13 protein-coding genes are annotated in these 12,992 nt (G+C 70.1%); 7 read left to right on the top strand and 6 right to left on the bottom strand.

Annotation, left to right across the window (positions count from 1 at the left end; all coding sequences use genetic code 11):
• Nucleotides 1-36: 36 nt before the first annotated feature.
• Together ASPU41_RS02830 and ASPU41_RS02825 are read right to left on the bottom strand one after the other, a co-directional pair.
• The gene (locus ASPU41_RS02830) at nt 37-1,107 is read right to left on the bottom strand and encodes an App1 family protein (protein ID WP_069949636.1); all 1,071 of its coding nucleotides are present in this window, start codon (nt 1,105-1,107) and stop codon (nt 37-39) included.
• A gap of 60 nt (nt 1,108-1,167) precedes the next feature.
• Nucleotides 1,168-1,908, bottom strand: a complete 741-nt coding sequence (locus ASPU41_RS02825) for a DUF72 domain-containing protein (protein WP_069949635.1) — start codon at nt 1,906-1,908, stop codon at nt 1,168-1,170.
• A gap of 146 nt (nt 1,909-2,054) precedes the next feature.
• Here ASPU41_RS02825 and ASPU41_RS02820 point away from each other — a divergent pair, with 146 nt between their 5' ends.
• From ASPU41_RS02820 to ASPU41_RS02810, 3 genes are all read left to right on the top strand, one after another.
• On the top strand, nt 2,055-3,848 hold the full coding sequence (locus ASPU41_RS02820; protein WP_069949634.1) for a glycoside hydrolase family 15 protein: 1,794 nt from the start codon (nt 2,055-2,057) through the stop codon (nt 3,846-3,848).
• Nucleotides 3,849-4,033: 185 nt separating this feature from the next.
• Nucleotides 4,034-4,342, top strand: coding sequence for a hypothetical protein (locus ASPU41_RS02815; protein ID WP_069949633.1), 309 nt, complete (start codon nt 4,034-4,036; stop codon nt 4,340-4,342).
• 58 nt (nt 4,343-4,400) lie between these two features.
• A complete protein-coding gene (locus ASPU41_RS02810; RefSeq protein ID WP_069949632.1) occupies nt 4,401-5,111 on the top strand; it encodes an HAD family hydrolase in 711 nt (236 codons plus the stop codon).
• A gap of 13 nt (nt 5,112-5,124) precedes the next feature.
• Here ASPU41_RS02810 and ASPU41_RS02805 read toward each other — a convergent pair whose 3' ends face one another.
• Nucleotides 5,125-6,000 carry a CHAD domain-containing protein gene (locus ASPU41_RS02805; protein ID WP_069949631.1) on the bottom strand — a complete coding sequence of 292 codons (876 nt, stop codon included), beginning with the start codon at nt 5,998-6,000 and terminating at the stop codon, nt 5,125-5,127.
• A 78-nt stretch (nt 6,001-6,078) separates the two neighbouring features.
• Here ASPU41_RS02805 and ASPU41_RS02800 point away from each other — a divergent pair, with 78 nt between their 5' ends.
• A complete protein-coding gene (locus ASPU41_RS02800; RefSeq protein ID WP_069949630.1) occupies nt 6,079-6,423 on the top strand; it encodes a hypothetical protein in 345 nt (114 codons plus the stop codon).
• 62 nt (nt 6,424-6,485) lie between these two features.
• Nucleotides 6,486-7,247, top strand: a complete 762-nt coding sequence (locus ASPU41_RS02795) for an SDR family oxidoreductase (RefSeq protein ID WP_069949629.1) — start codon at nt 6,486-6,488, stop codon at nt 7,245-7,247.
• A gap of 66 nt (nt 7,248-7,313) precedes the next feature.
• On the opposite strand, the gene ASPU41_RS02790 is transcribed toward ASPU41_RS02795, so the two are convergent.
• From ASPU41_RS02790 to ASPU41_RS02780, 3 genes are read right to left on the bottom strand one after another with little or no spacing between them, the layout of a single operon-like run.
• A complete protein-coding gene (locus ASPU41_RS02790; RefSeq protein WP_069949628.1) occupies nt 7,314-7,721 on the bottom strand; it encodes a sterol carrier family protein in 408 nt (135 codons plus the stop codon).
• Between the two features lie 2 nt (nt 7,722-7,723).
• Nucleotides 7,724-8,740 (bottom strand): asparaginase, encoded by a 1,017-nt coding sequence (locus tag ASPU41_RS02785; RefSeq protein WP_069949627.1) that lies wholly within the window; start codon nt 8,738-8,740, stop codon nt 7,724-7,726.
• A gap of 36 nt (nt 8,741-8,776) precedes the next feature.
• Nucleotides 8,777-10,447, bottom strand: coding sequence for a molybdopterin-dependent oxidoreductase (locus ASPU41_RS02780; RefSeq protein ID WP_083266320.1), 1,671 nt, complete (start codon nt 10,445-10,447; stop codon nt 8,777-8,779).
• 227 nt (nt 10,448-10,674) lie between these two features.
• Between ASPU41_RS02780 and purD the strand changes: the two genes are divergently transcribed.
• Together purD and ASPU41_RS02770 are read left to right on the top strand one after the other, a co-directional pair.
• Nucleotides 10,675-11,985, top strand: a complete 1,311-nt coding sequence (gene purD / locus ASPU41_RS02775; protein ID WP_069949626.1) for a phosphoribosylamine--glycine ligase — start codon at nt 10,675-10,677, stop codon at nt 11,983-11,985.
• Nucleotides 11,986-11,987: 2 nt separating this feature from the next.
• Complete coding sequence (locus tag ASPU41_RS02770; protein WP_069949625.1) at nt 11,988-12,974, top strand: phosphoribosylaminoimidazolesuccinocarboxamide synthase; 987 nt, start codon at nt 11,988-11,990, stop codon at nt 12,972-12,974.
• Nucleotides 12,975-12,992: the final 18 nt, after the last annotated feature.

The following is a 12,992-nucleotide window of genomic DNA, read 5'->3' as shown; positions in this document are numbered from 1 at the left end:
TACAGCTGGCGACAGCCAGGCTACAGGAGGTCCAGGCTAGAGAAGGTCCAGGTCGAGCAGGCCCTTGGCCAGTCCGGCGCCGTCGGGGGAGTAGAGCCACGGGACGGGCGTGCCGGTATGGTCGCCGGTGTCCGAGTGGCCGCCGGCCAGCACAGCCTCCCCGGCGGAGAGCTGGCGGATGCCGACGGCGGCGACGCTGTCGGGGTGCTGCCGGGCAAAGTCCGAGTAGATGGATTCGTCATGCTGGCCGTTGTCGCCGAAGAGCAGCCAGCGCATGTTCGGGAACTCCTCGGCAAGCAGTTCCAGGTTGCGGCGCTTGTGCTCCTGCCCGCTGCGGAACCAGCGGTCCTGGGTCAGGCCCCAATCGGTGAGCAGCAGGGCGCCGGAGGGGTACAGGTTCCGGCTCAGGAACCGTGCCAGCGTGGGCGCGGCGTTCCACGGACCCGTCGAGAGGTAGATCACCGGCGCCTCCGGGTATTCGACCATCAGGCGGTCCATCAGCACGGCCATGCCGGGTGTGGCCATCCGGGCGCGCTCGTTCAGGACAAAGGTGTTCCAGAGCGCGAGGAACGGCCGGGGCACGGCCGTGACCATGATCGTGTCGTCAATGTCCGAGACAATGCCCAGCTTGGTGTCCGGGGAGATGACGTAAATCCGCGCCTCCGCGGGCTCGGTGCCCTCGGCGCGCAGCACTGCGGTGTGCCACCCCGGGGTCAGGGACACCTTGACGATCGTGTCCACCAGTCCGCCGCGGTCCGCATGCACGCGGGCGGTCACCCCGCCGATTTCAATCTCCACCTCGGTGAACTGGATCGGGACGGAAGTGAAGGCGCGCCAGCCCCGGATGTTCTGGTTGCCGTTCTTGGCGGCATGTTCCTCCCGGCTGCCAGGGTTCGGCCTGCTGGTGAGGACGACGCGGCCGAGCACCCGGACCCAGTCCGTGGAGCCGTACCCCTGGTAGGCGATGGTCTGCGGGATGAACCGCCAGCGTTTGGCCGCCTGCAGGCGGCCCCGGTTGACGGTATCCGAGACCAGATGCGCCAGGCGGAAAGCCCGGTTGCCGGTGACCGGCTGCTGCCGGGGTGATTGCTGTGACGCCAGTTCCATGCCTCCACTCTGCCACAAGGGCCCCTCCCGCCGGGGACTGCGTCCGAAAATGCCCGCGGCTCAGGCGGCGCCCAGCAGGTGCCGCAGGGCGTCGGCGTTGCGCACGGCGTTTCCCCCGCCGTCGTTGTTGAAATACACGAAGACCTCCCGGCCGGCCGCCTGCCATTCGCGGATCCGGTCCGCCCACCAGCGCAGGTCGTTGTCCGGGTACGAGCCGCCATAGAGGTGGTCCCGGTCCGGCCCGTGCAGCCGGACATACACGAACGGCGCGGTGGCGCGCAGGACGCACGGGAGTCCGGCGCCGCTCATGATGCAGTACGCGGCTCCGTGGCGTTCCAGCAGCGCGTAGACCTCGGGCCGGTCCCAGCTTTCATGGCGGAACTCCACGCTGACCCGGATCCAGCCGGGCAGCGCCGTCAGGAAGTACTCCAGCCGTGCGTCGTCCCGGGCGAACGCCGGCGGGAGCTGGACCAGCAGCACCGCGCGCTTCTCACCGAGCTCGTGCCAGCACCGGGCAATCCGCTCGATCCACACCTCCGGTGCGTAGAGCTTCTTCCCGTGCGTCAGTCCCCGCGGGGCCTTGACGGAGAGCAGGAACCCGGGCGGAAGCCGCCGCCGCCAGCTGGCGAAGGAGGTGTCCCTGGGCCAGCGGTAAAAACTGGCATTGAGCTCCGCCGTGGTGAAACGGGCCGCGTAGTACGCCAGCCGGTCCCGGGCGGGCAGTCCGGGAGGGTAGAGCACGTTCTCCCAGTGGTCGTAGCTCCAGCCGCTGGTTCCGATATGCACGGTTCCGCTGTTCATCCGGCTCCCCCTTTCGCGTCCGGCCGTGCCCGCCGGACCTTCCCCGGCCCGCCCACCGGCTGGCCTGTGGGGACGGACTTCCGGAGTTCCGTTTCCGGATCTTCGGATCCTATCCCCGGGCAAGCGGGTGTGGCACTGTAAGTGCCATGGCTCGCATTGAAGACTACGCACTGGTCGGCGATCTCCACACGGCGGCCCTGATCAGCACGGAAGGTTCGATCGACTGGCTTTGCCTGCCGCGCTTCGACTCGCCGGCCTGCTTCAGCGCGCTGCTGGATGCACCCAGGGCCGGGCGCTGGCTGCTGGCGCCCGAGGGCGGCGGCGAATGCACGCGCAGGCATTACCGCAAGGACACCCTCATCCTGGAAACCGAGTGGGAGACGCCCGCCGGAAAGGTCAAGGTCATCGACTTTATGCCGCCCCGGGACGAGGTGGCGGACATCGTGCGGATTGTGGTGGGCGTCCGCGGCACGGTCAGGATGCGCGGTGAGCTCGTCCTTCGCTTCGACTACGGCCACATCGTCCCCTGGGTCCGCCACGACGAGCACGGGATCCACGCGATCGCCGGTCCCGATGCCGCGTACCTCGTGACCGACGCGCCGCTGCGGGGTGAACGGCTGCGTACGATCAGCGAGTTCACCGTCAAAGCGGGGGACCGGGTGCCGTTCGTGCTGGCCTGGGCGCCGAGCCACCTGTGCCCTCCCCGCAGGGTGGACCCGGAGCTGGTCCTGGCATCGACAGAGGAATTCTGGCGGCGCTGGTCCGCCAAGTGCACCGTGACCGGCCCCTACCGGGCGGCCGTGCAGCGCTCGCTGATCACGCTCAAGGCACTGACCTTTGCCCCGACCGGCGGAATCGTGGCCGCCGTGACGACCTCCCTGCCGGAGGAACTCGGCGGCGGACGGAACTGGGACTACCGCTTCTGCTGGCTCCGCGACGCCACCCTGACGCTTCAGGCACTGCTCGCGGCAGGTTACACCGACGAGGCCGCTTCCTGGCGCGACTGGCTGTTGCGGGCAGTGGCGGGGGACCCCAAGGACCTGCAGATCATGTATGGCATCCACGGCGAGCGCCGCCTGCCCGAGGTGGAACTTCCCTGGCTGCGGGGCTATGAGAATTCCCCGCCGGTCCGGACCGGGAACGGCGCGGCCGGCCAGCTTCAGCTGGATGTCTGGGGCGAGGTGCTGGACTGCCTGTCGCTGACCCGGAATTCGCTGCTGACCAGCACCGACGAATCCTGGGACGTGCAGCTCGCCCTGATGGACCACCTGGAGACGGCCTGGGACCGGCCCGACAACGGGCTCTGGGAAATGCGCGGACCGCGGAGGCATTTCACCCACTCCAAGGTGATGGCGTGGGTGGCTGCCGACCGGATGGTCAAGGGCGTCCGCGAGTTCGGCCTGACCGGCCCCGCGGACCGCTGGGAGGAACTCCGGGACACCATCCATGCCGATGTCCTGTCCAAGGGTTTCGACGCCGAACGCAACACCTTCGTGCAGTCCTACGGGCGGCCCGAGCTCGACGCCAGCCTGCTGCTCATCCCGCGCGTCGGGTTCCTGCCCCCGGATGACCCGCGCGTCATCGGAACGATTGATGCTGTCCAGCGTGAACTGACCCACAACGGTTTCCTGCGCCGCTACAAGCCGGAGGAGTGCGACGACGGGCTGCCGGGCGGGGAAGGGGTGTTCATCGCCTGTTCGTTCTGGCTGGTGGAAGCGCTCCTGGGGGCGGGCCGGCACCACGAGGCGCGGGAACTGTTCGAGCGGCTGCTGGCGCTGCGCAACGACGTCGGACTCCTCAGCGAGGAATGGAACATCGAGGACGGGCGCCAGCTGGGAAATACGCCGCAGGCCTTCAGCCATTTCGCCCTGGTGATGAGCGCGCTGGAGCTGCACGAAGACCACGTGCGCCGCAGCGACAGCCCGTTCCCGGGGCGTTGAAGAGGACGCGGCGCCGACGGGGGAGGCGTGGCCCGACGGCGGTTCCGGGGCGCCGGCGGCCCGGGCCCGGCCGGAACCTGCGCGGTCGCGCGGTCCGCCGGCCAGGGTTGGGGTTTTCCTCCACACTTTAGATAAGTATACTTACTAATATCCCAACGCGGGGGTACAGGAGTGAGGAGACTGCGATGGCTGGATATTTCGAGCTCGTGGACGCGCCCGACGGCGGCTACCGGATCCGGATGCTGGACGGTGCCGGCAGCCTGATGGCGGTGTCCGTCACGTTTCCGACCAAAAGGGCCGCCGTGGCCGGGGTGGCGCAGGCCCGGGAAATCGCCGGCACGGGGCTGATCCGGGACCGCAGCGCCGGCGGGCAGTCCGCGCCGATGGGGCCGCTCGCCGGAGTGAACCGAAGGACCGGCCGCGGCGCCAGCCGCGGAGCCTCCCCGTCCGGCGGATCGCTGGCAGCCGGAAAGCGAGCGCGGGCCCATCACTGAGTCGGGGAGTGACAGCCTTCCGGCTCCGGGAACCCCGGCCGAGGAAACAGCAGCCCCGGTGACCGCCGGCCCGCCCCGCGGCCGGCGCAGGGCTGCGGTGCTGTTCGACGTCGACGGCACCCTCGTGGATTCCGTCTACGTCCACACCCTGGCCTGGTGGCAGGCCTTCCGGCAGGCCGGATACGACGTGCCGATGGCGGACATCCACCGCTCGGTCGGTATGGGCGGGGACAGGATCCTCGCCAGGCTGTTGCCGGCGGACCGGGACACGGACCGCGACAGCGAGATCATGACCTCACACGCGGCCGTGTTCTCCACTTTCTGGCCCTCCCTGAGACCGCTCGATGGCGCCCGCGAGCTGCTGGAACGGTGCCACGACGGCGGGCTCGCGGTGGCACTGGCGTCCTCGGCCCGGGAACGGGACCTCGACGTGCTGCGGGCCGTGGTCGGCGGCGATGCCGTCATTGACGCGGCCACGAGCTCGGCTGACGCCAAGGAGAGCAAACCGGCGCCGGACATTCTCGTGGCCGCCCTCAAGGCCCTGGGTGTGCGCGCTTCGGACGCGGTCTACGTGGGCGACGCGGTCTGGGACATCTATGCCGCCGGGAACCTCGACATCCCCGCCATCGGGCTGACATGCGGTGGCACCAGCGAAGCGGAACTCCGGGACGCGGGCGCCGTTGAGATTTACGCGAGCCCGCGGGCGCTCCTGGACAACCTCGCGGACAGCGCCATCGGAGAGCTTGCCGCACGCGTCCGCCGCAGCTAGCGGTCCTTAGCCGTCAGGCGGGGGACTTCCGCCACTGCCTGAGGAAATCGGCCTCCGCATCGCTGGCCAGCTGTTCCTCCCTGGCATGCAGCCGGCCGTAGCTGAAACCGTTTTCGCCGCTGCGCAGCGAGCGTGTGCCGAGCTCCACCAGCAGCGCCCTGGCCACCACGCTGTCCTGATGCAGGCCAAGGGATGTCTGGATGTTGCGCGCCGCCCTGGCCGTCCGCCGGGCCTTCCTTGCGCCGCGGGCTCCGCCGAGCGAGGCGGCCAGCTCGGCGGAATAGCGCAGCCGTTTCGCCGCCTTCCGGACCTCGTGCAGCCCCGCATCCCGGGCGGTGCGGTCCTCCTCCGCGGGGAGGCCCTCCACCGCGCGGCGCAGGCGCTTCTCGTCCCTGGCAACAAGCTTCCGGATGGTCTTCCGCGGCGGCCGGGACGCCCGCTCCGACAGGCTGCCGGCGTTGAGCCAGGCTTCAAAGCCGCGCAACAGCTGCGCATAACGCTCGCTGTCCAGGGCCGCAATGGCACCCTCCAGGCCGGCAGCGGCGGCGGCGTCGAGCTCCTCATCGATCCGCGCGGGTGCCGGGCCGAGAACCAGCTCTTCGGGTTCCGCAGCCAGGAGTTCCCGGAGCCGTGCCTGCACCACGCCGGGGTCCCGGGCCGCGCCCAGCGCCCCTGAGAGCCAGCGCAGTTCGGACCTGAGGTCCTCCGCGGCGCCGTCCTCGAACAGCCTCCGTCCGGAGGCCAGCAGGGAGCGCAGCCGGCGGGCGGCCACACGCATCCTGTGGATCGATTCGGCCTGGTTCTCGCGGACCCCCGGGCCCTGCTGCCGCAGGTCAGCGAACTGTTCAGTGAGATAGGCCAGCAGGGCGTCTCCGGCGGTGGTTGCCATGCTTCACTGTGCTTCACCGGACTTCCCGGCGCAAGTCCTCCCGGACACGCACCCGCGTCCCTGACCAGCGGTTACAGTGTGTCCACGAAGTCAACGGGGGACAAGGACGCCGGGCCGCCCCGGCAGCGGCGGCTGGCCCGGCTGGCGGTGCCGCTGCTGGCCGCAGCCCTGCTGGCGGCGGGTACGGTTTGCCTCTTGCAGCCCGTGCGCCAGGAGGATTTCGGCTGGTTTGCCTATGCCCCGCTGTCCCAGCAGGTCTTCACCGGCCAGGGCCTGGTGATCATGGATGCGGGGAAATGGGCGGGCGTCGCGCTGGTCGGCCTCGGCCTGCTGACGCTCGCGTTCTGGTCAGGCTACCGCGCCGGCCGGCACCCCGGCGGGCGCGCAGGCCGGAGCGGGGACGGCCGGCCGCTCGGGGGATGACCCCTGGCCGCAATGTTGGCGGAAAACTGTCATGGCGTGGAATCTCGGCATACGCTGGGCGGATGACACGACAGCACCTGCCCGGCCGAGTAGCCGTAGTCACCGGCGCCGGATCGGGGATCGGAAGGGCAGTTGCCCGCCTTATGCTCGCCGACGGGTACCGGGTGGTGCTGGCCGGCCGGCGCGAGGCGCAGCTGCTGGAGACCGGGGCAGGACATGCCCAGGCGCTCGCCGTTCCCTGCGATGTCACCGCGCCCGACGACGTCGAGCGGCTTTTCGCCGCAGCCCTCCAGCGCTGGGGGCGCGTGGACGTGCTGTTCAACAACGCCGGCGTGTTCGGCCCTGCCGGCTCCGTGGACGAGATCAGCCTGGCCGACTGGGACGCCACGGTGGCGGTGAACCTGACCGGCTCGATGCTGTGCGCCGCGGCTGCCGTCCGGGCCATGAAGGCGCAGTCGCCGCAGGGCGGACGGATCATCAACAACGGCTCCATCGCGGCGCATTCACCCCGGCCCCGGACCGTGGCGTATACCGTCACCAAGCACGCCATGACCGGGCTGACCAAGAGCATCGAACTCGACGGCCGCGGCTTCGGCATCACGTGCGGCCAGATTGATATCGGAAACACGGCCACGGAACTGATGGACAAGATCGGCGTCGGCTCCGGGGCCCTCCAGGCCGACGGCAGCAGCCGCGTGGAGCCGACCTTCCCGGTCGAGGACGCGGCCCGTGCGGTGTTGCTGATGGCCGGGATGCCGCCGTCGGCCAGCGTCGGGTCCCTCGTGATCACCGCCGCCGGGATGCCGTTCATCGGGCGCGGGTAGAGCAGCGCAGGGGGAACGGGCGCAGGGGAAACGGGCGCAGGCCCGGCTCAGGCGGCAGCAGGCCGCCTACAGCGGCAGCAGCCCGGACAGGTCTGCGCGCAGCCCGGAGGCGGCCACCCGGCCGGCGTCGACGGCGTCCGCCCAGCTCAGCTGCCCGCTGACCATCGCCAGCCAGGTCGCGGCGTCGCACTCGATGACGTTCGGGGGAGTGCCGCGGGTATGCCGCGGGCCTTCCACGCACTGCGTGACGCCGAACGGCGGGACCCGGACCTCCACCGAGTTTCCGGGGGCCCGGGCGGTGACCTCCTCCAGGGAATAGCGCACCGCGGTCGCCAGCGTGCTGCGGGGGACGGGGCTGCCGGCTTCCGGGCCGGCCGGACCGGCGCCATCCGGGGTAAGGGCGTGGGATGCCTGCCACGCGGCGAGGGCGGCGCGGCCCTCATCGATGGCTATCCGGCGTCGGGCTACGGCCATGGTCAGTCGAGCAGTGCCGAGACGGCGTGGCCCAGACGGATTTTGCCGACCGGCCGGCCGCCGCCAAGCACCGGGGTGACGACCTTGTCCAGGACACTGGCCACTTCCGGGACATCGACGGCGCCGGCGGCCGCCAGCAGGGTCAGCCCGACGAGTGTGGTGGCCCGGATGTTGCCGTCGAGGATCTTGATGGCGACGGAGGCCCCGGTGGGGGTGGCCATCACGAGCACGCCCTCGGCGCCGACCTTGGCGAGGATGCCCAGGTCGTCCATGACGACCGTGTTGCACTCGCCCTTGCCCTGCACCGCCCACGGGTAGTCCAGCATCGCGGTGGCGATCGTGGCGGCGCGGGCGTTGGAGCGTTTGTCCCCGGGTGCCTTGGCCAGTTTGGAGAACGCCCGGGCCAGCCCGGTCAGCGAGACGGCGGCGACGGGGGCGCCGCAGCCGTCGATGCCCAGGTGGGCGATGCTTTCGCCGCAGTACTCCTCGATCACGGAGCGGATGCGCTGCTGCAGCGGGTGGTTGGGCTCGAGGTAGCTGTTGGTGTCCCAGCCGTTCTCGGTGCAGGCCCAGAGGAACGCGGCATGCTTTCCGGAGCAGTTGAAGGCGAGCTTGGACTTGCCCCGCTCGGAACGGACCAGCCAGTTCCGGGCGGTCTCATCCTCGGGCCAGGCCGCCGGGCACTGGAGCTGCTCCGCCTTGACCCCTGCGGCCTTGAGCATGCCCTCGACGACGTCCATGTGGTCCAGCGAGCCGACGTGGCTGCCGCAGGCGATCGCCGCCTGCGCGCCGCGGAGGGGGACGCCGGCCTGCATGGAGGCGAGGGCCTGCAGCGGCTTCAGCGTGGACCTGGCGTAAATCGGGGTGGTGATGTCGCCCAGTTCGGTGACGACGCTGCCGTCCCCGGCGATGAGGACGGCGGAGCCGATGTGCCGGGACTCCACAAAGCCGCTGCGTTCAACGACGGCCAGTTCGACGGCGGATTCGACGGTGAAGGTGGCGTGTGAATTCAGGGGCATGCAGCAAGTCTATGGTGCCTGCCGGGGATACCCCGGTTATTCCACGGTCACCATTAGCGACTGCCAGCCGGATGCGCCGTCGGGGACCGGATCCGCCCGCTGGTCCGTCTGGACCTCGCCGGTTCCGTCGGTGGCGCGGGCCTTGATGTAGTGCGGGCCCGGGGTGGCTTCCCAGTCAAAGGACCACTGCCGCCAGGTGATGACGGTAGCCTCCGCGGAGAGCACCGCCTCGGTCCAGGGCCCGTTGTCGATCTGCACCTCGACCTTGGTGATGCCCCGCGTCTGTGCCCACGCGGTGCCGCCGATCGCGACCCGCCCGGCCGGGACCTTGGCGAAGGACTTCGGCACTTCCACCCGGGCCATGGTCTTGATGGGTCCGCGCTCGGACCAGCCGCGCTGCGTCCAGTAGGCCTTGCTGTCCGCGAAACGGGTGACTTCCAGGTCCACCACCCATTTGGTGGCGGAGACGAAGCCGTACAGGCCCGGGACGACCATGCGCACCGGATACCCGTGCTCCAGCGGGAGGGCTTCACCGTTCATGCCGATCGCCAGCATGGCGTCGCGGTCGTCCTGGAGGACCTCCAGCGGGGTCGAGGCGCTGAATCCGTCGATCGAGGTGGAGAGCACCATGTCCGCGCCGTCCCTGGGACCGGCCATTTTGAGCACCTCACGGATGGGCATGCCCAGCCATTTGGCGTTGCCGGCCAGGTTCCCGCCGACCGGGTTGGACACGCAGGTCAGCGAGACGTGGGATTCGATCAGCTTCGCATCGAGCAGGTCCTGGAAGGTGAGCCGGACCTCCCGGTCCACCAGGCCGTGGATGCGCAGTTCCCAGTCCTGGACGTTGATTTCGGGCACGCTCAGGGCGGTGTCAATGCGGTAGAAGTCGTTGTTGGGCGTCAGCCACGGCGTGACCCCGGGCGCCGAGGACTGCACTCCGGCGGGCACCGCGGGGGCCGGCTTCGCCGGAGCGGGAAGCTGGAGGGAGTCCCGGGCCTGCGCCACGTTGCTGCGGGCCGCGCTGAGCAGGCGTCCGCCGGTCGCGGCGACGGCTGAGGCCGCGGCGGTGATCCCGGTCGCGGCGAAGAACGCGCGGCGGCTGGTGGCGGGACGGTGCGGATCCTGTGCGGCCAGGTCCGGGTCAACCCCGTGGTCCGGCTCGGGATCCGGCCGCTGCTGGGTCCGCCTCAGCATCGTGATCAGGACGCGGAGCGCCATGAGCCCGGCCGCGGTTCCGATCAGCGAGGGGATCGCGTCCAGCGGCTGCACGCCGGCCCGGGTCACCACGCTCGTGACGATTACGGCCCCCATCAGCAGCACCCCGGCAACGCCCAGGGCCCACTTCCGGTACGCCACGATGCCCAGGACGCCGGCGAGGGCCAGGATGGTCACCGCCATGCCGACGAACAGGGCGAGCTTGTCATTGGTGCCGAAGGTGGCGATCGCGAAATCCTTCATCCACGACGGTGTGAAGTCGATGAAGGTCGAGCCGAGGGCGATCACCGGTGTCGCCCGCGCGGTGAAGAACGCGCCGATCAGTTCGGCGACGGACAGGACGACGGCGGCCGCGGCCACCCCGGCCAGCGCGGCAAGGGCGGTGGGTCCGGACAGCCGCGTCCCGCCCCGGTGCTTGCCGGGCTGCGTCCGGTCGGGGTTCCCGATGCTGAGTTCTTCCGCGCGGGGCGTTGGTGTGCTGGGCTTCTCCATATCTTGTCTTCGGAGCCGCCGGGGCCGCGGATTGCCGCCGCGGCGGCGGGACATGCCCTCCCCTGGGGTGCAGGGATGGGCATGGTGGCACTATGTCCAGTGGTCGCGGCAGGCGCTGGGCATGTCCGGTCGCGGTGGTTCGGCAGTGGGCGCGGCCAGCACTGGGCATGTCCGGTCCGGGTCACAGCTTAGGAGCCTGCCGGGTCCACAAAGTACCCTTGGGAACTGTGAAGGTACTAGTAATCGGCCCCGGCGGCCGCGAACACGCCATTGTCCGGTCCTTGCTTGCTGACCCGAATGTGTCCGAGGTCCATGCGGCCCCGGGCAACGCCGGCATCAGCAAACTGGTTCCCACACACCCCATCGATGCGAACGATCCCGACGCGGTCGCGGCCCTGGCCACCAAGCTCACCGTTGACCTTGTGGTGGTCGGCCCCGAGGCGCCGCTTGCCGCCGGAGTGTCCGACGCCGTCCGCGCCGCCGGGATTCCCGTCTTCGGCCCGAGCAAGGCCGCGGCCCAGCTCGAAGCCTCCAAAGCCTTCGCGAAGGAAGTCATGGCCGAGGCCGGCGTTCCCACCGCCATGGCCCGGGTGGCCAGCAACGCCGAGGAAGCCGCCGACGCGCTCGACACCTTCGGCGCCCCCTACGTCGTCAAGGACGACGGGCTCGCCGCAGGCAAGGGCGTTGTCGTCACCAACAACCGGGACGAGGCACTGGCGCACGCCCAGACCTGCTTCGACGCCGGCGGCACCGTGGTGATCGAGGAATTCCTGGACGGCCCCGAGGTCTCCGTCTTCGTTCTCTGCGACGGGCTCAACACCGTGGCACTTTCCCCGGCCCAGGACTTCAAGCGGATCTTCGACAACGACGAGGGCCCCAACACCGGCGGCATGGGCGCCTACACCCCGCTGGAATGGGCCCCCGAAGGCCTCGTCCAGGAAGTCATCGACCGCGTCGCCCAGCCCACGGTCAACCAGATGGCCCACCGCGGCACCCCGTTCGTCGGCGTGCTCTTCGTCGGCCTGGCCCTGACCTCCCGCGGCACCCGCGTGATCGAATTCAATGTCCGCTTCGGCGACCCGGAAACCCAGGCCGTGCTCGCCCGCCTCAAGACCCCCCTCGGCGGCCTGCTGATGGCGGCCGCCAAGGGCGAGCTGGACAAGGTCCAGCCGCTGCGCTGGTCCAAGGAAACCGCCGTCGCCGTCGTCGTCGCCGCCGAAAACTACCCGGACACCCCGCGAACCGGCGACCGGATCCGCGGGCTCAAGAAAGTCGAGTCGATCGAGGGCGTGCATGTGATCCACGCCGGCACCAAGCTCGACGACGAGGGCAAGGTTGTCTCGGCCGGCGGCCGGGTCCTCGCCGTGGTGGCGCTGGGCGCCGACCTCGTCGAGGCCCGGGAACGTGCCTACGACGGCGTCGAACTGGTCCAGCTGGACGGCGGCCAGTTCCGCACCGACATTGGCGGCAAAGCGGCCCGCGGCGAGATCAAAGTGCAGACGCCCGGCGCCCCCGCTGCATCGAAAGCGAAGGCCTGAGCATGACCGATCCCGACTCCGCCGTGCCCGAAGCCCCGGCGCCCACCGCACCCGCCCCGTCTGCGCCGAAGGGCGGTCTGGAGACCGAGACGCTGGATCTGCCCGGCTGGAAGCACATTTACTCCGGCAAGGTGCGCGATCTCTACATTCCGGCGGATGCATCCATCACGGAGCGCATCGGCCAGGAGTGCGTCCTCGTCGTCGCCAGCGACCGGATCAGCGCCTACGACCACGTCCTCGCCACTGAGATCCCGGACAAGGGCCGCATCCTGACCCAGCTGAGCCTGTGGTGGTTCGAACAGCTCGGCGTGGAGCACCACGTGCTGGCGTCCACGGTCGAAGCCGGTGTGCCCGCCGCCGTGGAAGGCCGCGCCATGATCTGCAAGAAACTGGACATGTTCCCGGTCGAATGCATCGCCCGCGGCTACCTCACCGGCTCCGGACTCCTGGAGTACCGGCAGTCCGGCACCGTGTGCAGCATCCCCCTGCCGGAGGGCCTGGTGGACGGGTCCCGGCTGGACCAGGCCATCTTCACCCCCTCCGCAAAGGCCGAGGTGGGAGAGCATGACGAGAACATCACCTACGACGCCGTCGTGGAGATGGTCGGCGAGGACATCGCCGCCCGGCTGCGCGAGCTCACCCTGGAGATCTACACCAGGGCCGAGGAGATCGCCCGGGGCCGCGGCATCATCCTCGCTGACACCAAGGTGGAGTTCGGCTTCGACGCCGCCACCGGCATCATCACGCTCGGCGACGAGGTGCTCACCCCGGACTCCTCACGGTTCTGGGATGCGGCCCAGTACGAGCCGGGCAGGGCACAGCCCTCCTATGACAAGCAGTACGTCCGTGACTGGCTGACCTCGGCCGAATCCGGCTGGGACAAGGCCGCGGACGTGCCGCCGCCGGCGCTGCCGGCCGACGTCGTCGCCCGCACCCGCAGCCGCTACGTCGAGGCCTACGAAAAGCTCACCGGCCGCACGTTCGCCTAGGCTTTCGCAGGCAGCCCG

Source organism: Arthrobacter sp. U41, from assembly GCF_001750145.1.
GTDB lineage: Bacteria > Actinomycetota > Actinomycetes > Actinomycetales > Micrococcaceae > Arthrobacter.
The sequence above is the reverse complement of the archived record's forward strand: the minus strand, read 5'-3'. Positions and strand labels throughout refer to the sequence as shown.

Bases quoted from the DNA above. Each gene is read 5' to 3' on its own strand.
- ASPU41_RS02820 (WP_069949634.1), top strand. From the start codon at position 2,055: ATGGCTCGCATTGAAGACTACGCACTGGTCGGCGATCTCCACACGGCG.
- ASPU41_RS02795 (WP_069949629.1), top strand. From the start codon at position 6,486: ATGACACGACAGCACCTGCCCGGCCGAGTAGCCGTAGTCACCGGCGCC.
- ASPU41_RS02805 (WP_069949631.1), bottom strand. From the start codon at position 6,000: ATGGCAACCACCGCCGGAGACGCCCTGCTGGCCTATCTCACTGAACAG.
- ASPU41_RS02815 (WP_069949633.1), top strand. From the start codon at position 4,034: ATGGCTGGATATTTCGAGCTCGTGGACGCGCCCGACGGCGGCTACCGG.
- ASPU41_RS02785 (WP_069949627.1), bottom strand. From the start codon at position 8,740: ATGCCCCTGAATTCACACGCCACCTTCACCGTCGAATCCGCCGTCGAA.
- ASPU41_RS02825 (WP_069949635.1), bottom strand. From the start codon at position 1,908: ATGAACAGCGGAACCGTGCATATCGGAACCAGCGGCTGGAGCTACGAC.
- ASPU41_RS02770 (WP_069949625.1), top strand. From the start codon at position 11,988: ATGACCGATCCCGACTCCGCCGTGCCCGAAGCCCCGGCGCCCACCGCA.
- ASPU41_RS02790 (WP_069949628.1), bottom strand. From the start codon at position 7,721: ATGGCCGTAGCCCGACGCCGGATAGCCATCGATGAGGGCCGCGCCGCC.
- ASPU41_RS02780 (WP_083266320.1), bottom strand. From the start codon at position 10,447: ATGGAGAAGCCCAGCACACCAACGCCCCGCGCGGAAGAACTCAGCATC.
- ASPU41_RS02830 (WP_069949636.1), bottom strand. From the start codon at position 1,107: ATGGAACTGGCGTCACAGCAATCACCCCGGCAGCAGCCGGTCACCGGC.